General features: G+C 62.4%; 20 protein-coding genes. 6 read left to right on the top strand and 14 right to left on the bottom strand.

Annotated elements, in window-relative coordinates; translation table 11 throughout:
- Positions 1 to 16: 16 nt before the first annotated feature.
- Positions 17 to 1,024 (top strand): DUF5924 family protein, encoded by a 1,008-nt coding sequence (locus Q6A48_RS07170; RefSeq protein ID WP_304552991.1) that lies wholly within the window; start codon positions 17 to 19, stop codon positions 1,022 to 1,024.
- Between the two features lie 34 nt (positions 1,025 to 1,058).
- On the opposite strand, the gene Q6A48_RS07165 is transcribed toward Q6A48_RS07170, so the two are convergent.
- From Q6A48_RS07165 to Q6A48_RS07145, 5 genes are all read right to left on the bottom strand, one after another.
- A complete protein-coding gene (locus tag Q6A48_RS07165; protein ID WP_304552990.1) occupies positions 1,059 to 2,288 on the bottom strand; it encodes a nucleoside recognition domain-containing protein in 1,230 nt (409 codons plus the stop codon).
- Between the two features lie 185 nt (positions 2,289 to 2,473).
- The gene (gltP, locus tag Q6A48_RS07160; RefSeq protein ID WP_304552989.1) at positions 2,474 to 3,805 is read right to left on the bottom strand and encodes a glutamate/aspartate:proton symporter GltP; all 1,332 of its coding nucleotides are present in this window, start codon (positions 3,803 to 3,805) and stop codon (positions 2,474 to 2,476) included.
- Positions 3,806 to 4,493: 688 nt separating this feature from the next.
- Positions 4,494 to 4,958, bottom strand: a complete 465-nt coding sequence (locus tag Q6A48_RS07155; protein ID WP_304552987.1) for an inhibitor of vertebrate lysozyme family protein — start codon at positions 4,956 to 4,958, stop codon at positions 4,494 to 4,496.
- A gap of 2 nt (positions 4,959 to 4,960) precedes the next feature.
- Complete coding sequence (locus Q6A48_RS07150) at positions 4,961 to 5,125, bottom strand: DUF1328 domain-containing protein (protein WP_003177151.1); 165 nt, start codon at positions 5,123 to 5,125, stop codon at positions 4,961 to 4,963.
- 81 nt (positions 5,126 to 5,206) lie between these two features.
- A complete protein-coding gene (locus tag Q6A48_RS07145) occupies positions 5,207 to 5,494 on the bottom strand; it encodes a hypothetical protein (protein WP_304552963.1) in 288 nt (95 codons plus the stop codon).
- Positions 5,495 to 5,930: 436 nt separating this feature from the next.
- On the opposite strand from Q6A48_RS07145, the gene algB reads away from it, so the two are divergent.
- Positions 5,931 to 7,277, top strand: a complete 1,347-nt coding sequence (gene algB / locus Q6A48_RS07140) for a sigma-54-dependent response regulator transcription factor AlgB (RefSeq protein WP_042728897.1) — start codon at positions 5,931 to 5,933, stop codon at positions 7,275 to 7,277.
- 10 nt (positions 7,278 to 7,287) lie between these two features.
- Positions 7,288 to 9,078 carry an ATP-binding protein gene (locus Q6A48_RS07135; protein ID WP_304552962.1) on the top strand — a complete coding sequence of 597 codons (1,791 nt, stop codon included), beginning with the start codon at positions 7,288 to 7,290 and terminating at the stop codon, positions 9,076 to 9,078.
- Between the two features lie 6 nt (positions 9,079 to 9,084).
- Here Q6A48_RS07135 and Q6A48_RS07130 read toward each other — a convergent pair whose 3' ends face one another.
- The 7 genes from Q6A48_RS07130 to Q6A48_RS07100 all read right to left on the bottom strand — a co-directional run bounded on the left by Q6A48_RS07130 (position 9,085) and on the right by Q6A48_RS07100 (position 16,392).
- Positions 9,085 to 10,698, bottom strand: coding sequence for an EAL domain-containing protein (locus tag Q6A48_RS07130; protein WP_304552961.1), 1,614 nt, complete (start codon positions 10,696 to 10,698; stop codon positions 9,085 to 9,087).
- Between the two features lie 75 nt (positions 10,699 to 10,773).
- The gene (locus tag Q6A48_RS07125; RefSeq protein ID WP_304552960.1) at positions 10,774 to 11,553 is read right to left on the bottom strand and encodes an N-acetylmuramoyl-L-alanine amidase; all 780 of its coding nucleotides are present in this window, start codon (positions 11,551 to 11,553) and stop codon (positions 10,774 to 10,776) included.
- A gap of 102 nt (positions 11,554 to 11,655) precedes the next feature.
- Positions 11,656 to 13,710, bottom strand: a complete 2,055-nt coding sequence (locus Q6A48_RS07120) for a GGDEF domain-containing protein (RefSeq protein WP_304552958.1) — start codon at positions 13,708 to 13,710, stop codon at positions 11,656 to 11,658.
- Entirely contained in the window at positions 13,707 to 14,585 is an 879-nt protein-coding gene (locus Q6A48_RS07115; RefSeq protein WP_304552957.1) for an endonuclease/exonuclease/phosphatase family protein, read from the bottom strand. The genes Q6A48_RS07120 and Q6A48_RS07115 overlap by 4 nt, the downstream gene beginning before the upstream one ends.
- Before the next feature lie 15 nt (positions 14,586 to 14,600).
- Complete coding sequence (locus Q6A48_RS07110) at positions 14,601 to 15,245, bottom strand: thiol:disulfide interchange protein DsbA/DsbL (RefSeq protein WP_304552954.1); 645 nt, start codon at positions 15,243 to 15,245, stop codon at positions 14,601 to 14,603.
- A gap of 198 nt (positions 15,246 to 15,443) precedes the next feature.
- Entirely contained in the window at positions 15,444 to 16,055 is a 612-nt protein-coding gene (locus tag Q6A48_RS07105; RefSeq protein WP_304552952.1) for a c-type cytochrome, read from the bottom strand.
- Positions 16,056 to 16,101: 46 nt separating this feature from the next.
- Complete coding sequence (locus Q6A48_RS07100; protein ID WP_304552951.1) at positions 16,102 to 16,392, bottom strand: c-type cytochrome; 291 nt, start codon at positions 16,390 to 16,392, stop codon at positions 16,102 to 16,104.
- Positions 16,393 to 16,583: 191 nt separating this feature from the next.
- On the opposite strand from Q6A48_RS07100, the gene yihA reads away from it, so the two are divergent.
- Positions 16,584 to 17,225 carry a ribosome biogenesis GTP-binding protein YihA/YsxC gene (gene yihA, locus Q6A48_RS07095; protein WP_304552949.1) on the top strand — a complete coding sequence of 214 codons (642 nt, stop codon included), beginning with the start codon at positions 16,584 to 16,586 and terminating at the stop codon, positions 17,223 to 17,225.
- Between the two features lie 406 nt (positions 17,226 to 17,631).
- Here the strand turns inward: yihA and polA are convergent, their stop codons facing one another.
- The gene (polA, locus tag Q6A48_RS07090; protein WP_304552947.1) at positions 17,632 to 20,400 is read right to left on the bottom strand and encodes a DNA polymerase I; all 2,769 of its coding nucleotides are present in this window, start codon (positions 20,398 to 20,400) and stop codon (positions 17,632 to 17,634) included.
- Between the two features lie 74 nt (positions 20,401 to 20,474).
- Here polA and Q6A48_RS07085 point away from each other — a divergent pair, with 74 nt between their 5' ends.
- Positions 20,475 to 20,765 carry a DUF2782 domain-containing protein gene (locus Q6A48_RS07085; protein ID WP_034149452.1) on the top strand — a complete coding sequence of 97 codons (291 nt, stop codon included), beginning with the start codon at positions 20,475 to 20,477 and terminating at the stop codon, positions 20,763 to 20,765.
- Positions 20,766 to 20,826: 61 nt separating this feature from the next.
- Positions 20,827 to 21,777 carry a homoserine kinase gene (locus Q6A48_RS07080; protein ID WP_304552940.1) on the top strand — a complete coding sequence of 317 codons (951 nt, stop codon included), beginning with the start codon at positions 20,827 to 20,829 and terminating at the stop codon, positions 21,775 to 21,777.
- Between the two features lie 65 nt (positions 21,778 to 21,842).
- Here Q6A48_RS07080 and Q6A48_RS07075 read toward each other — a convergent pair whose 3' ends face one another.
- Positions 21,843 to 24,029 (bottom strand): lipase family protein, encoded by a 2,187-nt coding sequence (locus tag Q6A48_RS07075; RefSeq protein ID WP_304552938.1) that lies wholly within the window; start codon positions 24,027 to 24,029, stop codon positions 21,843 to 21,845.
- Positions 24,030 to 24,035 lie beyond the last annotated feature (6 nt).

Here is a 24,035-nt window from a genome sequence, read left to right as displayed (position 1 = left end):
ACTGTGAAACCGCCTAATGCAGAGCCTGCCTCGTTTTATCCAGCGCATCCTTGATCTGATGAAGCGCTATCCCGGGGTCATTGCGCTTGGCGGTTTCATCTCCGGGGTTGGCAGCTTCATGCTGGTGGACCGCCAGCAGGGCCTGGCCACCTGGATCGCCATCATGATGCTGGTGAGCTGGCTCTGGCTGATGGTAGAGAACAGCATGACCCGGCTGTTCACGCGGATTTTCAAGCGGGAAATCCCCCAGCCGCTGTTGCGCTATGCGACCCAGATGATCCACCAGGAAAGCCTGTTTTTCGTCCTGCCGTTTTTCTTCATCACCACCACCTGGAACAGCAGCCAGTTGATTTTCACCGGCCTGCTGGCGGCGGCGGCGCTGATCTCGATCACCGATCCGCTGTATTACAAATGGCTGGCGCCGCGGCGCTGGGCGTTCCTGGCGTTGCACACGCTGACGCTGTTCGCCGCCCTCCTCACCGCGTTGCCGGTCATCCTGCACCTGACCACCGACCAGAGTTTCAAGCTGGCGCTGGGCATCGCCATGCTGTTGTCATTCCCGAGCCTGGCGTCGATTTTTCCGATCCGCACGGTGCGCAACGCCCTGGCGATCCTGTGCATCACCCTGGGCATCGGTGCCGCCGGCTGGGTGCTGCGTTCCTGGGTGCCGCCGGCCACGTTGTGGATGACCGAAGTGGCGATCAGTACCCAGGTGGAGGACCGCACGCCAGGCGACAGCCTCAAGGAAGTCAGCGCGGCGCAGATTCGTGGCAACGGCTTGTACGCCTACACCGCCATCAATGCGCCGCGAGGGCTCGATGAACGGATTTATCACGTCTGGCAGTTCAACGGCAAAGAAGTCGATCGCATTGCCCTGGACATCCACGGTGGGCGCAAGGAAGGCTACCGCGCCTGGACCCACAAGCAGAATTTCCCGGACAACCCGGCCGGCAAGTGGCAGGTGCGGGTGCTGACGGAAAATGGCCAGATGATCGGCGTCCTGCGGTTCAACGTGACGGAGTGAGGCCGCCCGATCACGCGGGCGACCGGGCCTGCGCTCAGCCGAAGAACCAGTAGCAGACGCCGATTGCCGACAAGACCCCGGCCAGCTCGGCCAGCAGCGCGCAACCCACCGCATGGCGCGCCCGCTGGATGCCGACGGCGCCGAAATACACGGCCAGCACGTAGAACGTGGTCTCGGTACTGCCCTGGATGGTCGCCGCTATCAGCGCCGGGAAGCTGTCCACCCCGGAGGTCTTCATGGTTTCGATCAGCATCGCCCGGGCGGCGCTGCCGGAGAACGGCTTGACCATGGCGGTCGGCAGGGCATCGACGAAACGCGTGTCCCAGCCCGCCCATTCCACCAGGTGACGAATGCCGTCCAGGCCGAAATCCAAGGCCCCGGACGCTCGCAGCACACCGACCGCGCAGAGCATCGCCACCAGGTACGGCAGCAGGTTCTTGGCCACGTCGAAGCCCTCCTTCGCCCCTTCGACGAAGGCTTCATACACCTTGACCTTGCGCAGCGCCCCCACCACCAGGAACAGGATGATCAGGCCGAACAGCGTCAGGTTGCCGAGGATCGAGGACAAGCCCGCCAACGCCGTGGCCGACAGCGTCGCCAAAAGCGCCATGAAGCCGCCCAGGGCCAGCGCTCCCGGCACCAGGTAAGCCAGCACCACCGGGTCCCACAGGCGCAGGCGCTGCATGAACGCCACCGACAGCAGCCCCGTCAGGGTCGAGCCGGTGGTGGCGATCAGGATCGGCAGGAACACCAGGGTCGGGTCCGGCGCGCCTTGTTGGGCGCGGTACATGAAGATGGTCACCGGCAGCAGCGTCAACGACGAGGCGTTGAGCACCAGGAACAGGATCTGCGCGTTGCTGGCGATGGTCGGGCTGGGGTTGAGGTCTTGCAGGGCGCGCATGGCCTTGAGGCCGATGGGGGTGGCCGCGTTATCGAGGCCCAGGCCGTTGGCGGCGAAGTTAAGGGTAATCAGGCCGATGGCGGGATGGCCGGCCGGCACTTCCGGCATCAGGCGCAGGAACAGCGGCCCCAGGGCCTTGGCCAGCCAATCGACGATGCCGGCTTTCTCGGCGATCCGCAGGAACCCCAGCCACAGGGTCAAGGTGCCGAACAACAGGACCATCACCTCCACCGACAGCTTGGCCATGGCGAAGATGCTCTCCACCATCGCGGCGAAGATCCCGGCGTTGCCGCCAATCAGCCACTGCCCCAGCGCCGACACGGCTGCCACGATAAAGAAGCCAAGCCACAGGCCATTGAGCATCGGTTAATTCCCCCGGAAGATGCCGCGAATGATAGCGGGGCTGGCAGAAACGACAAACCCCGGATTTCTCCGGGGTCTGCGGTAATGGCCACGACCTTTGCCGGGCCCTTCGCGAGCAGGCTCGCTCTCACAGTGAATCGCATGGACCTGTGGAAGCGAGCCTGCTCGCGAAAGGTTGGCAATCCTCAGCGGCTGGAGGTTTCACCCGCCGGCAACGGTTCCTTGCTGCGCCAGTGCGGCAGGGAGTTCCAGTAGCGCTGGCCCTTGGCGTCGTCGTACATGCCTTCCCAGCGGGCGATCACCAGCACGGCCAAGGCATTGCCGATGACGTTCAGCGCGGTGCGGGCCATGTCCATGATGCGGTCGACGCCGGCGATGAAGGCCAGGCCTTCCAGCGGGATGCCCACGCTGCCCAGGGTCGCCAGCAGTACCACGAAGGACACGCCCGGGACGCCGGCGATGCCTTTGGAGGTCACCATCAAGGTCAGCACCAGCAGCAATTGCTGGCTGATGGACAAGTCGATGCCGTACAGCTGCGCGATGAAAATCGCCGCGATGCTCTGGTACAGCGTCGAACCGTCGAGGTTGAACGAATAGCCGGTAGGCACCACGAAGCTGCAGATCGCCTTCGGCGCGCCATAGGCCTCCATCTTCTCGATCACCCGTGGCAGCACGGTTTCGGAACTGGCGGTGGAGTAGGCCAGCACCAGCTCATCCTTGAAGATGCGCATCAGCTTGAGCACCGAGAAGCCGAACAGGCGGGCGATCAAGCCGAGCACCACGAAGGCGAAGAACGCGATGGCGACGTAAACCAGGATCACCAGTTTCGCCAACGGCAGCAGGGAGGCGAAGCCGAAGTTGGCGACGGTCACTGCGATCAGTGCGAAAACGCCGATCGGGGCGTAGTTCATGATCATGTGGGTGACCTTGAACATGCTTTCCGACACGCCCTGGAACATCTTCACCAGCGGCTCGCGCAGGTCCGATTGCAGGCTGGACAGACCCAGGCCGAACAGGACGGAGAAGAAAATGATCGGCAGCATCTCGCCACGCGCCATGGCGGCAAAGATGTTCGAGGGAATCAGGTTGAGGAGGGTCTCGATGAACGCGTGTTCATGCTGGACTTCCGCCGCCGTGGCCTGGTACTTGGAAATATCCACCGTCCCCAGGGTGCTCATGTCGATGCCATGGCCCGGCTGGAAGAAATTGGCCAGCAGGAGGCCGACCACGATGGCGATGGTAGTGACGATCTCGAAGTAGATGATGGTCTTGAGGCCGATACGCCCCAGCTTCTTCGCGTCACCGACCCCGGCGATGCCGACGATCAGCGAGGAAATCACGATCGGGATCACGATCATCTTGATCAGACGGATAAAGATATCGCCCGCCGGTTGCAGCACATTGCTGATCCACCAGGCCTTCTCGGCACTGAAATGGTTGAGCAGAGCGCCCAGTGCAATCCCGAGGACCAGACCGATGAGGATCTGCCAGGCGAGGCTTAGCTTTGCCTTCTTCATATCATTACCCTTGCTTCAGTTGGACTCGGGCAGTGGCATGGACGATGAACATCCGCGCCGCTGCCCCTGTATAAGGTCACCCGGAGCGCGCTAGCGGCTTACTGGCAGGCGAAAAAAGGCGCAACTATTGCGATGCGGGGTAGGCTCGTCTAATGCCGTAAACGCCTACCCTATGCCGAATCGGCATGAGATTTTCCAAACGAAACTCGCGTCCCAACCGGTTCGAGTCGGACATTTGTGCAGGCATAAGCGCCGTAAGCCGGCCATTTCAGCGTAGCCGGGCTTTCTCCAGAAGGCCTGCGGAACCGATGGGAGGGCAGCGGCCCGACACGTGTTGCAAAAGAAATTCGCCCCGGCGCTTCTCCGATATACGGTCAAGGGCGGGCAATGCGTTGAGTGTCTGGAGACAATATGCCGCAGTCGCGGGCCGGCGATGGGTCTCCATCAGCCAGCCGCTCTGGCACAGGCATTTTAAAAATTGAAGCTCTCCGCAAGTTCGCCAAGCCATCGAGGCTTTGCGAACCTGCGTCGCAGCTTTTTCCTGACCCGGCCCTTTCGCAGACACCCCTTGTGTCCGTAGGTCACTCCGACTCGATCAGCCAGAGCGTCCCAGCCCCCTGGTCATGCATCGGCCCTCTTCGGGCGGTGCAGAAGGGAAAAGCAGGGCTGCTTTTCCCGTTTTCGGAAATCAGTACCAGTTCGGATCTTTCTTGAGTTGTTCCATTAACAGTTTCTGCATACCTTCGTCAGGCTTGCCGAGGAACCGGTAGTCGGCATGGCGGGTCGGCGACTTGTCGGCCGGCAGTCCGGCGGGGACTTCCACCAACATGGCGTAGGCCTCGTCCTTGTCGAAGCTGAACGCGACGATCAGGCGTTTACTGCGGCAGGTCGCCTGGGTCTCGCACAAGGGGCCGACCAGGTATTTATCGCCATCTTCCTCGACAGCGTTCATCTGCTCGGCATCGCCCGACAGGTTCATCACCCATTCCGGCAAGCGTTCTTCTTTCTTGACGACGTGCTGCCAGGTCTCGCGGTATTGCGGGTCGGCCGTCAGCAACTCGTTGGCCCGCATTTGCCCATCATTGGCAGCCATTGCCATGGCACTGCCGCCCAACAGCAGGGCGGCGGCCAGTCCTTTAAAGGAAACGCTCATGGTCAGCCTCGGCCGCGACGGCCAAAGAAGAAGGAAGCGATGAACATCACCAGGAACACGACAAAGAGAATCTTGGCGATGCCCGTGGCGGTGCCTGCGATACCACCGAAGCCCAGTACGGCGGCGATGATGGCAATGATCAGGAAGGTAATTGCCCAGCTCAACATGGTGATTCTCCTTACACTTTTCTATTTAGTTAGGATGTGGCGGTTAATGGTTCCGGGACGACGGACGACCGGTCCATCGGGTTAAAACACCCAGCGCTCCTGACGGGGCGTGTCGGTCACGGGCTGAGCCTGGTCGACGTCCATCATGCGCATCGAAACGGACGCTTCCGTCACGCTGCTGACGGCGCTGAAATGAGTTTGGGGGGCACGTTGAATCGACACGTGTGGCGCTTCTGGCCGCTGGCTTTCTTGCCAGAGCAGCAACTGCTGGCCGGCGAAGAGCGTGATCAGCAACGCCAGCACAGCCCACACGCCCTGTTGGATCTGCAGGGAAGTCATACGGAACGGGGCGGCACTTTGACGATTCATCCTGAAATTCCTCCCAGCCGGGTGTCTTGATCGGTTGAGGCGCTGCAAACGCCAAGTTGACTGGGACATTGCAGTCGCCATGCCAGATTTTTTACTCAAATAAATCTCTTAAAAATCAACTAGTTATGGAATATCCAAAAGACTGGCGAGGCGCATCCTGCACGATGGCCCCGGCGGGAGTCGTGCGTATTGCACGAACGAAGAAGGCGCGGTGTTAGATTCTTTTTGAATTGCCCGTCGGAAACCGCTGTCGGAATGAGCGAGCCGAGCCCTTCGAATGGGGGAAACCTGGAAAAAACGGACGCAAATCAATCTTTTAGCCATCTGACGTCCACAGGGCCCTTTCCGGTGGGTAATATTCCCTCGGAAACGACCATGCAACTTGCCCGATTTTTCTGACACTAACCAACATCATTCATTAAGGAGCGTAGGAAAAATGGAATCCGCCACTGAGCACCAAGGCCGCATTCTGCTGGTAGACGATGAGTCTGCCATCCTGCGTACCTTCCGTTATTGCCTGGAAGACGAGGGCTATACCGTTGCCACCGCCAACAGCGCCGCCCAGGCCGACGCGTTGTTGCAACGCCAGGTGTTCGACCTGTGCTTTCTCGACTTGCGCCTGGGGGAGGACAACGGCCTGGACGTCCTGGCGCAAATGCGTATCCAGGCACCGTGGATGCGCGTGGTGATCGTTACCGCCCATTCGGCGGTGGATACAGCCGTTGACGCCATTCAGGCCGGGGCCGCCGATTATCTGGTCAAGCCGTGCAGCCCGGACCAACTGCGCCTGGCGACCGCCAAGCAGTTGGAAGTCCGCCAGTTGTCGGCCCGCCTCGAAGCGCTCGAAGGGGAAGTGCGCAAACCCAAGGACGGCCTCGACTCCCACAGCCCGGCGATGAAAGTCGTGCTGGAAACCGCTCGCCAGGTGGCCAGCACCGACGCCAACATCCTGATCCTCGGTGAATCCGGCACCGGTAAAGGCGAGTTGGCGCGGGCGATCCACGGTTGGAGCAAGCGTGCGAAAAAATCCTGCGTCACCATCAACTGCCCGTCCCTGACGGCCGAGCTGATGGAAAGCGAGCTGTTCGGCCACAGCCGCGGGGCGTTCACCGGCGCCAGCGAAAGCACCCTGGGGCGGGTCAACCAGGCCGACGGCGGCACGTTGTTTCTCGACGAGATCGGCGACTTTCCGTTGACCTTGCAGCCCAAGTTGTTGCGTTTTATCCAGGACAAGGAATACGAGCGGGTCGGCGATCCGGTGACCCGTCGCGCCGATGTGCGGATCCTGGCAGCCACCAACCTCAACCTCGAAGACATGGTGCGGGACGGGCGCTTCCGTGAAGACCTGCTGTATCGCCTGAACGTCATCACCTTGCACCTGCCGCCGCTGCGCGAGCGCGCCGAAGACATCCTGACCCTGGCCGACCGCTTCCTGGCGCGCTTCGTCAAGGAATATGCGCGCCCGGCCCGCGGCTTCAGCGACGAGGCCCGCGAGGCGCTGCTGGGCTACCGCTGGCCCGGCAACATCCGCGAGCTGCGCAACGTGGTCGAGCGGGCGAGCATTATCTGCCCTCAGGAAAAAGTCGAAATCAGCCATTTGGGCATGGCCGAGCAACCGGTCAACAACGCCCCCCGCATCGGCGCGCCGCTGAGCCTCGATGAATTGGAGAAGGCGCACATCGGCGCGGTGCTGGCCACCGCCGACACCCTGGACCAGGCTGCGAAAACCCTGGGCATCGACGCCTCCACGCTGTACCGCAAACGCAAGCAGTACAACCTGTGAGCGACACCTTATGAAACTGGCGATGAAGCTGCGTACACGGCTGTTCCTCAGCATCTCGGCGCTCATCACCGTGGCGCTGCTGGGCCTGGTGCTTGGCCTCGTCAGCGTGATGCAGATGGCCAACACCCAGGAGCAATCGGTACGCAACAACTTCATCCTGCTGGACCTGGGGCTCAAGCTGCGCCAGACACTGGGCGACCAGTTGATGATCATGCTCGACGACAAGCCCGACATGGCTGCCCTGGAGGTGTCCAAGCAGCAGTACCTGGCCTTGATCGACGAGGGCATCGCCCACGAACGGAGCCTGGACGATACACCGGACAACTTCAGCAAGGCCAAGGCCGACTACATCAGCTTTTTCGAGGCGTTCACCGCGTCTCGCCAGCAACCGACTCATCTCACCGGTATCCAGGACCTCACCGATAAATTCAACGTGTTGCGCAATGGCCTGATCGAGGGCTATCGGCAGGCATTGAACAACATCAGCGAGACCCAGACGCGTGCTCGCGAGCGGGCCCTGTTGATTTCCGGGTTGCTGGGACTGGTGGGGCTGGCGGTCCTGATCATCGGTTTTGTCACCGCCCATGGCATCGCCCGGCGTTTCGGTGCGCCCATCGAGGCGCTGGCGGCGGCGGCGGATGACATCGGCCAGGGCAATTTCGAGGTGACGCTGCCGACGTCTTCCGCCGCCGAGGTCAATTTGCTGACCCGGCGTTTCGGCATCATGGCCCAGGCATTGCGCGAACATCAGGCCACCAATGTCGACGAATTGCTCGCCGGCCAGCAGCGCCTGCAAGCGGTGCTCGACAGCATCGATGACGGCTTGCTGATGATCGACCGGCAAGGCCGGCTGGAACACCTCAACCCGGTCGCCCAGCGGCAATTGGGCTGGGATGAGGAGCGCCTGGGCCAAGGCCTGGGCGAGGCTCTCGGGCGTACCGACCTGGATGACGAGCTGCAACTTGTGCTACGCGGCGGGTCCTTGGAGCGCGCCCCGGAAGACCTGAGTATCGAAGTGGACGGCGAGTCGCGCGTGCTGACCTACAGCCTCACGCCGGTGAGCCACACCCAGGGCCACATCCTGGGCGCGGTGATGGTGTTGCATGACGTCACCGAGCAACGCGCCTTCGAGCGGGTGCGCAGCGAATTCGTCTTGCGCGCCTCCCATGAACTGCGCACCCCGGTGACCGGCATGCACATGGCCTTCGGCCTGTTGCAGGAGCGCTTGCATTTCCCGCCGGAGTCCCGCGAGGCCGACCTGCTCGACACGGTCACGGAAGAAATGCAGCGGCTGATGCAGCTCATCAATGACTTGCTGAACTTCTCCCGCTACCAGAACGGCTTGCAGAAACTGACGCTGGCGCCTTGTTCCGTCGAAGAGCTGTTGGAGGCGGCCCGCCTGCGGTTCGCCGAGCAGGCCAGTGCCAAGGGCATCGAACTGCTCGTGGCGATCCAGGGCCCGCTACCGCGCCTGCATGCCGACGCCGCGCAACTGGAACGGGTGCTGGACAACCTGATCGACAATGCCATGCGGCACACCGGCGACCACGGCCAGATTCGCTTGCAGGCCCGCCGCCACGGCGAGCGGGTGATCATCAGTGTCGAAGACAACGGCGAAGGCATTGCCTACGGCCAACAGGGAAGAATCTTCGAGCCTTTCGTCCAGGTCGGACGCAAGAAGGGCGGTGCCGGCCTCGGCCTGGCGCTATGCAAGGAGATCGTCCAGCTCCATGGCGGACGCATGGGCGTTTACTCGCGGCCAGGGCAGGGCACGCAGTTCTACATGGCGTTGACGGTCTGACGGATCTCAGGCTTCGTCGTCCAGGCGCCGACCGAGCAAGCGTCGGCCGCGGGTAATCAGCTCGATGAGCTGCACCGCGCTGAGGGCATGGGCAAACAGCCAACCCTGGCCGAACTTCACGCCTTCGCTGCTCAGGTACGAGGCTTGGGCTTCGTGTTCGATGCCCTCGGCAATGACCTTGAGCTGCAACGCATGGGCCATGCGGATGATGTGAGGGGCGACCCCACTGCTGGCGGCATCGTGGCCCAAGGCATCGATGAAGGCCTTGTCGATCTTCAGGCAGTCCACCGGCAGGGTCTGCAGGTACGCCAGGCTGCAATACCCGGTGCCGAAATCATCGATCAACACTTGGTGGCCGAGGTCGCGCAACGACTGCAGGTTGTCCCGGGCCACCAGCACATCGATCAACCCGCGCTCGGTCACTTCGAAGGCGATCTGCCGGGCCGAGACCCGGTGCAGCGCCAGCAGGCGGGCGATCACTTCGCCGATGCGCGGCACCATCACGTCGCAGGCCGCCAGGTTGACCGAGATGTACAGCTGCGGATTGGCCCGCAGCAGCTGGCCCAGTTGATCGAACAGCCGTTGCAGCACGAAATCGGTGATCTGGCGGATCTGCCCAGTGTCTTCCGCCATCGGAATGAACAAGTCCGGGCTGGTCAGGGTGCCGTCCGGGCGGCGCCAGCGCAGCAGGGCTTCGGCACCGACGCAGTTGCGGCTGTTGAGGTCGAAGATCGGCTGGTACAGCACCTGTAACTCACCACGCCGAATCGCGCCATGCAGTTCGGCGTCGATGGACTGTCGCTGGCGCGCCAGCAGGAAAACCTGGAAGCCGATGCCCAGGCCCAGCAGCAGGCTGATAGGCAGCATCCACCACGCGTTGGCTGGAATGCTGAAGCCGTGGCGCTGGGCGATCAGCACCAATTGGTATTCCGGGTTGTCGGTGGGCATTCGATAGATCAGGCGGGTTTGCGTCACTTGCAGGGCATTGCGGCTTTTGGGCGGCCAGGGTTCGGTGGGCGGCCAATGCTGGTTGGTCCCCAGCACCGGAATGGCCCGCTTGCCATGATCCAGGACCACCAGCAGGCTGCTGCCCGGCGGCAGATCGACCACGTCGGTCAAATGCCCGCGGGAGGTGGCCACCCGAAAGTTGCCGCGCCCCAGCATCAGGGCCGCACGGTTTTCGTCGGGTTCAGTGGTGGTGTTGAGCCAGTAACTGTAGGTCGGGCCGCGCAGGTCAGGCAGGCGGGTCACGGACAATCCGCTCTGGCGAGGCCGATTGGAACACACACCGCTGCCGTCGACGTACACCGCCTCATAAACGAAACGGTAATTGAAGCTGACCTGCCGCAACGTCGCGATCATCTCATCGTCGCAGCCACGCAGCGGCTGGTTCTGCAAATCGTCGAGGCTTTCGCGCAACTGCCCGAAGAGTTGTTCCAGTCGTTGCAAAAAGCGCTCGCCCTGAGCGTTCATCTGCTCACTTTCACGCTGCTGGATCTGCTGTATGACCACGAACAGGCTTGCGGCCAGCAACAGCAGCGTACTGAAGGCAGCCGCCATCGTCGCCAGGAAAAGAGGGCGATGGAGCCAGCTATGCAAGGTTTCGCGAGCAACCGTCATCTTGGGTAATCCGAAGGGCCCCAATGAGTTATAGCTGCTGTTTTGGATTTGGCCCGTTTCGTCAGACGGACGTCATTATTTTGTCTGGTTGAGCACCTGCAAGATCGCCGCGCTTTGCGCGTCGGGCAGGCCATCGAAACGGGTCGGCCGGTAGTGCATCTGGAATGCCGCCAGCACATGGTGAGTGGCCACGTCCCATTCGCCGGTCTGGGGCGTCGGATAGCCCAGGCGCGCCAGTTCGGTCTGGAACCAGCTGGCACCAGGCAATTGCGCAGCGAAGACGGATTGCTGGCGGGCGACGGCTTGTTCGTCTGGCCAGACTCCCAGGCCCGCTTGCGCCAGGCGCTTCCAGGGGAACAGCGGGCCGGGGTCGAGCTTGCGCAGGGGCGCGATGTCGCTGTGGCCGATGATGGCGCGGGGATTAATGCCGTTGCGCTGGACGATGTCCTTGAGCAGCACGATCAAGGCCTGCACCTGGGCTTCGCTGTAGGGGTACCAGAGCCGGCCGGTAGGGCGATCGACATAACCGGGATTGACGATCTCGATGCCAATGGAACTGGAATTCAGCCAGGTCCTTCCTTCCCACTCGCTTTCCCCGGCGTGCCAGGCCCGGCGGTTCTCATCCACCAGCTTGTAGATCGTCGCGTTCTTGTCGTCGCCCACCAGGTAGTGGGCACTGACTTCGCCATGGGTCAGCAGGGCCAGCGAGCGCTCCAGGGAGGTGGAAGTGTAATGAACCACCACGAACTGGATGCGGCTGTCGTGGTTGGCCGAAGGGTGGCTGGTGTCGAGGCGAGGGCCGCTGGCACAACCGGCCAGCAGGAACAGGGAAATGATGAGCGGGGCGAATTTCATGGCGAAAAGGCGTTACACGTTGAAATTAATGCAACAGTGTAACGTATCGAAGCGCGAGGATCTGGCCAGGGCGGCACATTAAACAAATTGGAACAATTGCCTTCAGCCCAGCTCGACCCGGTTACGCCCTGCACTTTTCGCCCGGTACAACGCCTGATCGGCTCTTTTAAGCACAGAATCGCTATGTTCCCCTGGCTTGAAGGCTGTCAAGCCCATCGACACCGTCACCGTCACCGGCTCGCCCTTGAAGTGGAACGGGCAGGCCTCGATGGCGGCGCGCAGGGCCTCGGCCAACTTGGTTCCGGCCGCCAGGGGCGTGTCGGGCACCAGGAGGACAAACTCCTCGCCACCAAAACGGGCAATGAAATCGCTGCCGCGTAGGCGCTTGCGCAGGACCGAGGCAATCAGTTTCAGCACGCGGTCGCCGGCCAGGTGGCCATAGTTGTCATTGATCCGCTTGAAATGATCGAGGTCGAGCATGGCCAGCAACAGGCTGTTGCCGTGCTGTTGCCACTCGGCGACTTCTTTCTCGAGGCGCTCGCTCCAGGCGGCACGGTTGGGCAGCCCGGTGAGCGGGTCTATCAGCGCCTTGAGGCGCTGTTCCTCCAGGTTCTCGCGAACGATCAGGGCATCCTGTTCCATCAAGGCCACGCGCTCGGCCAGGCTTTTCAGGCGTGCCGAGACCTCCAGTTCGCGCTGCTCGCGTTGTTTCTGGTGCTGGTCCATTGTGCCCAGCAAGCCTTCCAGGTGGTTTTCGAGCACCTGCTTGAGGCCTTCCAGGTCATCGGCCTGCTGGACGCTGCTTTGCAGGCCATCCACCTGCTCGCGAATCTGGATGTCCATGTCCCGGGAGGCCGAGAGGTTGTCGGCATGGTCCTCGCTGGCAGCCAGCAGGCTGTTCTGGAACGCCTCGAGTCGATCGTTGAGGCGCTGCAGGTACGCTTCGAATTCATGCTGGCCGCTGTCGGTGATCGCCAGCATGAGCACGGCCAGATCATCGAGAATCGGCAGCAACTCATACCAGTTCAGGCCATTTTGCAGCTTTTCACGCATCGCCTCGGCTTGTGGGCGATGCCGTTCGGGCAACGTCAGGTCACCCAGCAGGCCCAGCAGGGTGTCTTCGATGTGCTTGGCCACCGAGCTGTAGGACGGTTCGGGAGAGTCGGGCAGGGCGTATTGGGCGTCGACTGCCTCCACCGCAGCCTCGGCTTCGGCTTCGGCTTCGAGTTCGGTTTCACCAGGCGCTGCCACGGGGAGAGGCAACGGGGCTGGCGGTACCCACTCGTCGGGATTCTCCGGCGACGCTTGCGGTGTAGGCAACTTGGCGGCCGCCGGCTCGATGGCGGCGTCCGGCTCGCTGTCCGGTTTTACCTCTTCGGATGCGGGCGCCGGGGCAGGCAGCGTGGGTTCGATCTGCGGCGCGATGTCGACCACCGGCCCGGCTGCTGCCTGCGAGACAGGGGCTGGTTCTGCCAAAGACGCCGGCGCCGGCGCTGGGGCAGGTGCCGGTTCGGGCTGCGGTTCCGGCTCGACGGGCGCCAGGTCAGTCGCACGGCGCTGCGGCATGGCTTGCGCGACGGGCGCCGTGTCCGCCTGGACAGGCGCCTGGGGCGGGTGGGGCGCGTCCTCGTGACCCTGGCCGCCAAACAGCCGTTGCAACAGGCCCGGGCGATGGGCTTCGGCAGGCGTCCCCAGCGCACTCAGGGCCTGGCCTTGCAGGCCGCTCAGTTCGCTCAGCAGCAGTGGGATCTCTCGGGTCTGGTCGACACGGTCCTCCAACCGCTTGGAAAACTTCTTCAGGGGCCGGCTGACTTCCTTCGGCAGCGGCAAGGCCTGCAACTGCGCCACCAGCGCCGTCAATGCGGCGCTCATCTGCTCGACCCGGGTTTCGCGCCGCTGTTCGGAGTCGAGGACGGCTTTCTCCAGGCGCGGCAGCAGGTTGGCCAGGGCCGCGTCCATGTCATCGGTACGAATCGCCTCGCGCATCTCCTTCATGCATTCGTCGACCGCCCGGTCCGAGCCCTCGGCGGCCAGGGTGCTGCGGACCAGGCCGCGACGCAGCAAGTCGAGCCGGGCATCCCAGCGGCGCTCGAGCTTTTCCTGCTGTTCGAGACTCTTGAGGTACTTCTCTCTCCAGCGTTCGGCGTCGTCGCTCATTCATCGGGTCCGCGAGGGGCCGGGCTTAACGCGGGGAATGCATCGGCCGTGAGCGAACCCGGCAAACGAATCTCGACCGCGACCGGCAGGTGATCGGAAATGGGTTGGGCCAGCACCTCGACGCGTTCGAGGGTCAGGGTCGGGCTCAACAGGATGTGGTCCAGGCAGCGCTGGGGGCGCCAACTGGGAAACGTCGCTTGCAGTTGCGGCGCGAGCAGGCCCAGGTCGCGCAGGGGCGACGTTTGCAGCAGGTCGCTGGCGTGGGTATTCATGTCCCCCATCAGCACCTGGTGCTTGTAGCCGCCGATCAGCTCGCGGATGTAGGCCAATTGCATCGTCCGGGTACGTGCACCGAGGGCCAGGTGCATCATCACCACGACCAGCGCCTCCGGCCCCTCCCCGAACCGCGCCAGGATCGCCCCGCGCCCCTTGGGGCCCGGCAACGGATGGTCTTCGATCGCCCACGGCCGCAGGCGACTCAGCACGCCATTGCTGTGCTGGCCGAAACGACCGAGGTTGCGATTGAGTTGCTGGTACCAGTAGGGGAAGGCCCCCAGTTGCGCCAGGTGTTCCACCTGGTTGACGTAGCCGGACCTCAAGCTTCCGCCGTCGGCCTCTTGCAGGGCCACCAGGTCGAAATCCTTGAGCAGGTCGCCGATTTTCTGCAGGTTGCCGGCACGCCCGGTGTGCGGCAGCAGATGCTGCCAGCCTCGGGTCAGGTAATGCCGGTAGCGCTCGGTGCTGATGCCCACCTGGATATTGAAGCTGAGCAGCCGCAGGCGGCTATCGGCGGGCAGGCCCGTGGAGGCGACATGATGCTCGTTGACCCGCGGCTCATGCAGGCCAACGAGGCGTTCGGTACTCCAGCGGGCCATGGGCGTGGGCCGCGCTTAGTTGTGCGCCGCCTTGGTCGTCGCCCGCTCCTTGGCGATCAACTGGTCGGCCAGTTGCAGGGCTTGCTCCGCACCGCCGGCGGAACCGATGTCGAAGCGATACTTGCCGTTGACGACCATGGTCGGTACGCCGGTGATCTGGTACTTCTTGGCCAGTTCCTTGGCCTTGACGATCTGGCCCTTGACGGCGAAGGAGTCGAAGGTCGCCAGGAACTTGTCCTTGTCGACGCCTTGGGTCGCCAGGAAGTCGGCCATGTCGTCCTTGTCGGTGAGCTTCTTGTGTTCTTTCTGGATCGCGTTGAAAACCGCCGCGTGGACTTGGTGCTCGACGCCCATGGCTTCGAGGGTCAGGAACATCTGGCCGTGGGCGTCCCACGGGCCGCCGAACATGGCGGGGATGCGGACGAAGTTGACGTCCTTGGGCAGCTTCTCGACCCAAGGGTTGATGACGGGCTCGAACGCGTAGCAATGCGGGCAGCCGTACCAGAACAGCTCCACCACTTCGATCTTGCCAGGCGCAGACACCGGAACCGGGTTGGTCAATTCAACGTAGGGGGCCTTCGCCTCGTCGGCAGTGGCTTGGGCAGCCATGCCGAACAGGCTGGCGACGACGAGCGCGGCGCTGGTGATCAGATTACGCATGCTTTACTCCTGGACAATAGGGGGGCCTCGCGAGGTGTGTTTTTCAGACAGACCTTGGCGGGTTCAGTTTCGCTAGTGTAACGGCAGCGGCCACAAAAAAGGGCGGCCAAGGCCACCCTTTTGATGCTTGCATCGACAGATTAATCGAGCGTTAACGTTACAAGCAGTGTACACCCCCCGTAACGTTGCCCGAGGACCTCAGTGCAGGCCCTGGATATAACTGGCGACAGCCGCGATATCTTCGTCGCTGAGCTTGCGCGCGATGGTGCGCATGGTCATCGCGTCGCCGTCGTTGGCGCGACCGCCTTCTTCCTTGCGGAAATCGGTCAGCTGCTTGGCAACGTACTGGGCATGCTGGCCACCCAGGTGTGGGAAACCGGCAGCGGCGTTGCCGGCACCGTTAGGCGAATGGCAGCCGGTGCAGGCTGGCAGGCCTTTTTCCAGGTCGCCGCCGCGGAACAGCTTCTCGCCACGGGCCACGAGTTTTGGATCCGCCGCGCCGACGCTGCCTTTCTGGCTGGCGAAATAGGCCGCGATGTCCGCCAGGTCCTGGTCGCTCAGGTTGGTCAGCAGGCCGGTCATCTCCAGCACCGTGCGCTTGCCGGACTTGATGTCGTGCAGTTGCTTGTTCAGGTAACGCTCGCCCTGGCCCGCCAGTTTCGGAAAGTTGGGCGCCATGCTATTGCCATCTGGACCATGGCAGGCCCCGCATACCGCCGCTTTCGCCTGACCGGCAGCGGCATCGCCAGCGGCGTGGGCTACACCGGTCATCCCCAAGGTCAACAGCAGACTCACGATCAGTTTGTTCATCAGCTAATCCAACTACGGCTAAGGGTTAAAGAGTTATGGACCGGGATCACTCGCTCATCAACTGGATGATTGCTCGGTAATCCTCGGCACTGCAGTCCATGCACAAACCACGCGGCGGCATCGCCTTGAAACCCTGGGTCACGTGTTGCACCAGCGTCTCCATACCTTTCGCCAACCTCGGCGTCCAAGCTTCCTGGTCGCCCTTGCGAGGCGCTGTGGGGAGTTGGCCGGAATGACAGGCACCACAAACACGGTTGTACACAGCTTCCGGATCCTGTGTAGCCTGAGCGCTGTAAAGCGGCATCAAGACACCGGCAGCTAGCAGCCATTTCGTCATAAAACGACCTTTTCAGGGTTGGGAGCGAGCTGCGTTCTAGTGCGCAATTTCGGTCGGTCGCTCCCGTGAGCTTCATCCTACGCTGGGACAAAGCGCACACAAAATCTGCGGCATTATATACTGGCGTCACTGAAACGGAAACGACACAGCTTGCCGCGTCCATTCCCGACGCCGCTCACATCGGAAATCCCATGCAACTGAAGAACCCCATCCTCGGCCTGTGCCAACAGTCCACCTTCATGCTCAGCGCCGCCAAAGTCGATCAGTGCCCTGACGACGAAGGTTTCGAAGTGGCGTTTGCCGGGCGTTCCAACGCCGGCAAATCCAGCGCGCTGAACACCCTGACCCATGCGAGCCTGGCACGCACCTCGAAAACCCCCGGCCGCACGCAGCTCTTGAACTTCTTCAAGCTAGACGATGAACGCCGTTTGGTCGACCTGCCCGGCTACGGCTACGCCAAGGTGCCGATCCCGCTCAAGCAACACTGGCAACGCCACCTGGAAGCCTACCTGGGCAGTCGCGAGAGCCTGAAGGGCCTGATTCTGATGATGGACATCCGCCATCCGATGACCGACTTCGACCTGCTGATGCTCGACTGGGCCGTCGCCAGCGGCATGCCGATGCACATCCTGCTGACCAAGGCGGACAAGCTCACCTACGGCGCGGCCAAGAACACCTTGCTCAAGGTGCAGTCCGAGATTCGCAAGGGCTGGGGCGATGCCGTCACCATCCAATTGTTCTCGGCCCCCAAGCGCATGGGCCTGGAAGAGGCCTACACCGTGCTGGCCGATTGGATGGCGTTGGCGGACAAGGGCAGCGAAGCGGCGGAATAAAGCCGAATCGCAGGCAAAAAAAACCCCGGACTTCGTATGGGGAGGGGGAAGTTCGGGGTCCAAGTTCCGGACCGCTAGGGCGGGGTCCAGATATCTGCCAACACTTAACACAACATAGGAGCATTGAAGGGCTTCACCAGCCATTCAAAATCTCTGAGTGCCAATTCACGGGTTTAGTTCAGATTATTTTTGGAAATATCCGTAGGGAATTTCCAGCACTTTCCTACCTATAGGACACTGAAGTCCTTGTGGCGAGGGGATTTATCCCCGCTGGGCTGCAAAGCAGCCCCAACAAGGCTGGATAAGATCAACCTGACGCACCTGGATGACAGGTCTTGGGGCCGCTCCGCGACCCAGCGGGGATAAATCCCCTCGCCACAAGTCCGCGCACTTATCCGGCAATGCCTCAGTGGGCCTCATCCCAATTGTTACCCACGCCCACTTCCACCAGCAGCGGCACATCCAGCGTGGCAGCGGCGCTCATGTGCTGGCGGATGTCCGTGCTGACCTGGTCGACCAGGTCTTCACGCACTTCCAGGACCAATTCATCGTGCACCTGCAGGATGACCCGGGCATCCAGCCCTGAAGTCGACAACCAGCGGTCCACGGCCACCATGGCTTTCTTGATGATATCGGCGGCGGTGCCTTGCATCGGCGCGTTGATCGCCGTGCGCTCGGCGCCTTTGCGCAGGGCGGGGTTCTTGGCATTGATGTCCGGCAGGTACAACCGGCGACCGAAAATGGTTTCGACGAAACCTTGCTCGGCGGCCTGGGTACGGGTGCGCTCCATGTATTGCAGCACCCCGGGGTAGCGGGCGAAGTAGCGGTCGATGTAGGCCTGGGACTGCTTGCGGTCGACGCCGATCTGTTTGGCAAGACCGAACGCGCTCATGCCGTAGATCAAGCCGAAGTTGATCGCCTTGGCGCTGCGACGCTGGTCGTGGCTGACAGCGTCCAGCTCGACGCCGAACACCTCGGCGGCCGTGGCCCGGTGCACATCCAGGTCATTGCGGAACGCGTGGAGCAGGCCTTCGTCCTTGGCCAGGTGCGCCATGATCCGTAGTTCGATCTGCGAATAGTCCGCCGCCAGCAGCTTGTAGCCTTTGGGTGCGACGAACGCCTGGCGAATCCGGCGGCCTTCGGCGGTGCGGATCGGAATGTTCTGCAGGTTCGGGTCGATGGACGACAGGCGCCCGGTCGCGGCGACGGCTTGCTGATAGTTGGTATGGACGCGCCCCGTGCGGCTGTTGATCTGCTCCGGCAGGCGGTCAGTGTAGGTGCTCTTGAGCTTGCTCAACGAACGGTATTGCATCAGCACCTTGGGCAGCGGGTAATCCTGCTCGGCCAGTTCGGCGAGCACCGCCTCGGCGGTGGACGCCTGGCCCTTGGCGGTTTTGCTGAGCACCGGCAAGCCGAGCTTTTCGTACAGAATCACGCCCAATTGCTTCGGCGAACCAAGGTTGAATTCCTCGCCGGCGATGGCAAACGCCTCACGCTCCAGGGCCACCAGCTTCTCGCCCAACTCGACGCTCTGCACGCCCAGCAGGTTGGCATCCACCAACGCACCCTGGCGCTCGATGCGTGCCAGGACCGGCATCAGCGGCATTTCGATTTCGTTCAACACCTTGCCCAGGCTCGGCGTGGCGGCGAGTTTTTCCTGCAAGGCCTGGTGCAGGCGGAAGGTCACATCAGCACCTTCGGCGGCGTATGGGCCGGCCAGCTCCAGGGCGATCTGGTCGAAGCTCAGTTGCTTGACGCCCTTGCCCGCGATGTCCTGGAAATCGGTCTTGCTCTGGCCCAGGTACTTGAGCGCCAGGCTGTCCATGTCGTGACGGGTAGCCGTGGAATCCAGCACGTAGGATTCGAGCATGGTGTCGAAGGCGATGCCCTGGACGAAGATGCCGTTGTCCTGGTCCCCGCCGATGGCGCAGTTGGCCAGGATGTTGGTTTCGAACTTGGCGTGTTGGCCGACCTTGAGCTTGTCCGGGTTTTCCAGCAGCGGCTTGAGAGCCTTGAGCACGGTGTCGCGGTCCAACTGCTCCGGCACGCCCATGTAGGAATGGGTCAACGGAATGTAGGCGGCTTCAAACGGGGCCACGGCGAACGATAGGCCGACCAGCTGCGAATGCTGGGCATCGCCGCCGTTGGTTTCGGTGACGAACGCGAACAGCGGCGCCTTGTTCAGCTTGTCGAGCAACGCCTCGAATTGCGCCTGTTCGAGGATGACCTCGTACTTGGCCTCGGCAGCGCCGGGTTGTTCGTCGTTGACTTCGACGATCTCCTGGCCGGCGCGCTTGGCGTCACGCTGGTTTTCCTCGAACCAGCTCTTGAACTCCAGCAGCGTGTAGAGCTCGGCGAGCTGCTCGTGGTCCGGCTCGCCCATCTTCAGGTCGTCGAGGCCGACGTCCAGCGGCACATCGGTCTTGATGGTCGCCAGCTCGTAGGACAGGAAGGCCATTTCCTTGTGCTCCTCCAGCTTGGCGGCCAGGGTCTTGGCGCCACGGATCGGCAAGGTGGCGACGATGTCCAGCTGCGCGTACAGCTCGGTCAGGCCACCGTTGACGCCCACCAGCAGGCCGGACGCGGTTTTCGGCCCGATACCCGGAACGCCGGGGATGTTGTCGGACGAATCGCCCATCAACGCCAGGTAATCGATGATCTGCTCCGGAGCGACGCCAAATTTCTCCTTAACGCCAGCCACGTCCAACGCACTACCGGTCATCGTATTGACCAAGGTAATGTGCCCGTCGACCAGTTGCGCCATGTCCTTGTCGCCAGTGGAGATCACCACCGGACGGTCGGCCGCCGCGCTGCTGCGGGCCAGGGTGCCGATCACATCATCGGCCTCGACGTTGTCCACGCACAGCAGCGGGAAGCCCAGGGCCTTGACGCTGGCGTGCAGCGGTTCGATCTGCACGCGCATGTCATCGGGCATGCTTGGGCGGTTGGCCTTGTATTCGGCGTACAGCGCATCGCGAAAAGTCCCGCCCTTGGCGTCGAACACCACGGCGAACGGGCTGTCCGGATACTGCTTGCGCAGGCTCTTGAGCATGTTCAGCACGCCCTTGACCGCACCGGTCGGCAGGCCTTTGGAGGTGGTGAGCGGTGGCAGCGCGTGGAAGGCGCGGTACAGGTAAGAAGAACCGTCCACCAGGACGAGGGGGGCTTGGCTCATGAGTACGATCAACCTTTTCGGTGGGTCCGGGGCTAGAATAGCGGGACCGTTGACGACAAAGGGACAAGGTTATCATGCGCACACTCAATCGCCTGTTACTGGCTGGCTTGTTTGCAACCGTTCCATTGGCCGTCATGGCCGCGGACGATGCCCCGACGCCTGAGCCGGAAGTCACGATCCGCACGGAAGGGGACAAAGTCATCCAGGAATACCGCCAGAACGGCTTCCTGTACGCGATCAAGGTCACGCCCAAAGGTGCACCGCCGTATTTCCTGGTGCGCGCCGACGGGACAGATGCAAACTTCATCCGCTCGGACCAGCCGGACATGCTGATTCCGTCCTGGAAGATCTTTGAGTGGAAGTAGTTTTCCTAACTTTAATCGACGCCGCTGCCCACGCGGCGCCAGAACTGAGCAGTTTTTAACCATGTCTGTGTTTACCCCCTTGGCCCGGCCCGAGCTGGAAACCTTTCTCGCCCCTTACGGGCTCGGCCGCCTGCTTGATTTCCAGGGGATCGCCGCCGGTAGCGAAAACACCAATTTCTTTATCAGCCTGGAGCGGGGCGAGTTCGTCCTGACCCTGGTCGAGCGCGGCCCGGTGCAGGAAATGCCGTTCTTCATCGAACTGCTCGACGTGCTGCACGATGCCGACCTGCCGGTGCCGTATGCCCTGCGCACCACCGATGGCGTCGCGCTGCGGGAACTGGCGGGCAAGCCGGCGCTGCTGCAACCGCGCCTGGCGGGCAAGCACATCAAGCAGGCCAATGCCCAGCATTGCGCCCAAGTCGGGGAATTGCTGGCGCACCTGCACCTGGCCACCCGCGACAACATGATCAAGCGCAAGACCGATCGCGGCCTGGACTGGATGCAGGAGGAGGGCGCGAAACTGCTCTCGCACCTCGACGCCGAGCCCCGTGGGCTGCTGGAAGCGGCACTGGAAGAAATCGCCCGGCAAAAGGTCGGCATCCTGGCGCTGCCTCGCGCCAACATCCACGCCGACCTGTTCCGCGACAACGCGATGTTCGAAGGCACGCACCTGACCGGCTTGATCGACTTCTACAACGCCTGCTCCGGGCCGATGCTGTATGACGTCGCCATCGCCCTGAACGACTGGTGTTCGAACGACGACGGCGTGCTGGACGGCGCACGGGCCCGGGCCTTGCTGGGCGCCTATGCGGCACTGCGGCCGTTTACCGCCGCCGAGGCCGAACTGTGGCCGACCCTGCTGCGCGTGGCCTGCGTGCGGTTCTGGCTGTCGCGCTTGATCGCCGCCGAATCCTTCGCCGGGCAGGACGTGCTGATCCACGACCCGATGGAGTTCCAGCAGCGCCTGGCCCAGCGGCAGGCTGTTCACACGAAGTTGCCGTTTGCCCTGTAAGTTCGGGGACCTGCTGTCATCGACGGGGGCTTGGGTAGCCAAGGCCCGTCGATGAATGCCTGCGGTCAGATCATCGAATCGACGTCCAGCGCATAGGGTTTGCCGATGGCATAGCCATGGGTCACGTCCGCCCAATCGCTTTCGACTTTCCCGGTCGGTGTCGCTGCCCACTGCACCACCAGTCGATTCTGCGGATGCGCCTGCCAACGGGCCAAGCCTTGTGCCAGTTGTTCGGGTCGCTCCGACAAGCTGCCATAAACGTCTCTCTCGCTGACCGACGCGGTACGTAAAGCCGCCAGGCGAGCATGGGTACTGCGTAATTTGTCGATCTCCAGGACAAGCGCCTCGTTGATGGCGGTGTGGCTACGCCCGTTGGGCGCCCCGCGCCCCATCACACGGGTCTTGTCGCGTAGCTGGTGGGTAATCCGCGCCAATGCGTTGGCTACCCATTCATATTCGCGCTTGGTAACCAGGGTGTCCCCGGACGCCAGCGCTTGCTGCCAGCGACGCAACGTCGCCCAGCACGCCGGAATATAGCCGGGGAGCATGAAATGATTGCCGGTGTTGACCAGTTGAGCCAGCAACGACGGGCGGTCCGGCAAGCCGTGTTTATGCTGTAGGGCCACCTCGCAAGCGGCGTGCTGGGTGATGGTGTCGCAACTGGGGGCCCACAGGATCGAGGACTTTTCCTGACGGCCGAATTCCACCGGCAGGAAATGTCGCAAGGTGCCATGGTGCGCGTAGCGCTCGCCTGTCCAGTGGGTGATGCCCGCCACGAACACTGAAAGCCCCACCGGTACATTGATGAAGGTCAGTGCTGCCCCTGTGCCATAAACGCCAGCCCGGGTGTTCATCCAGCTGCCGGGAACGCTGGGGATCGGGTCGTTGTGGTTGACCATGCGGTGGTGCACGAGGGACTCGGCGTTTTTTGTGAAGGTGGCATCAGCCGCACGGGGTGCGCCATAGGTGTAGAGCTGGATGTTGTAGTTGAAGCCTGCCCGGCGACGCAACATTTCAGAAAGCAGCAGGGCGACGGCGCCGCCCAGGCTATGGCCACAGATCAACAGCTGCTGCCCGGCGTGAAACCGGTCCAGATAGGTCGTCACGAAGGCCGCCGCTTTTTTGGCGGCCCCGTAGAATCCGCGATGCACCAGGCCTTCACCTTCCTCAAACGGCACCTGGAGGGCATCGGCATCGCGCAGGCCGTCGGCGAGCATTTCCGATGTGCCGCGTACGGCAATCAGGATCACTTCATCATGGTGGGTAATGAACGCCTGGGTATCAGTCGATTCCGTGCCGAGCGTACGGTCATCCAGAAAGTGGACGTTGGCAGGATGTTCCTGTTCTTCACCCAATTTCGGGTTGTTGGCCGCATAGAGCGTGGTGTCGAACGGCACGATTTCCAAGCGTTTGGAGTAGGGCACCTCTTCGTACAACGGGAAGTAGCGGGGGCCTGGCTGCTTGGCGTCGAGCTTCCAGAGCTCCTCGGATTTGGCCAACGCATCCGCGAACCAGTTGCCGATGCTGGGTTGCTGGTCGAAGCTGACTGGCGTGCTTATCGGAGGGCGGTCGGGTTTCTGGCCGAAAGGGCAATAGCTCAAGGTCGACATGAGGGCCAGCTGATACAGGTTGAGCGCACAGAATCCAGGCGTCGTCGACAGCATGGGCCGCAGGGCTCGCAACGGGCGCACCTCCAACACCGTGTGCTTTTCCGGCATCAAGGCCACACCGAGCTTGCCATGCTCGCCCAGCAGCCGTGCGGGGCCGCCACGCGGTGGATAATGACGGTGCACCTCGGGAGGCAAGTGGGCGGCGTGTTTGACCAGGTGGCGTACTTCTACTTGAAAGAAATCGTCCGCACCGACCTGTGCCGGGTTTTCACGGGTACGGGTGGCGTTGTCGTTCATGTAGCGGGTTTGCTCGGCACGAACCTGGAGTTCGGTGATTTCCAAGGGGTAGTGATCCCTACCTTGAAGCGCCAGGTAGAGTGCTTCCGGGCCCTGGTATTTTTGCTCGAACATTAGCGCAACCGGCCCCGCGTGGTGGTCATTGACCCTACCTGCGCCGTTGGAATCCAGGCTGCCAGTATGTCTTTGCCCTTCCGAATCGATTGCGACGTAGGCCAACCCGGCATAGGGCTCGCCAGAGCCCCACTCATCGACGAGTTGAAAACCGGTCCACTTTCCCCTCACGGGACAGCCAAGAATGCGCCGGCTCAGCCGGGACTCCAGCTCTAATTGCATTGATGTCATCGTTGA

Source organism: Pseudomonas citrullilanati, assembly GCF_030580855.1.
Taxonomy (GTDB): Bacteria; Pseudomonadota; Gammaproteobacteria; order Pseudomonadales; family Pseudomonadaceae; genus Aquipseudomonas; species Aquipseudomonas citrulli.
The sequence above is the reverse complement of the archived record's forward strand: the minus strand, read 5'-3'. Positions and strand labels throughout refer to the sequence as shown.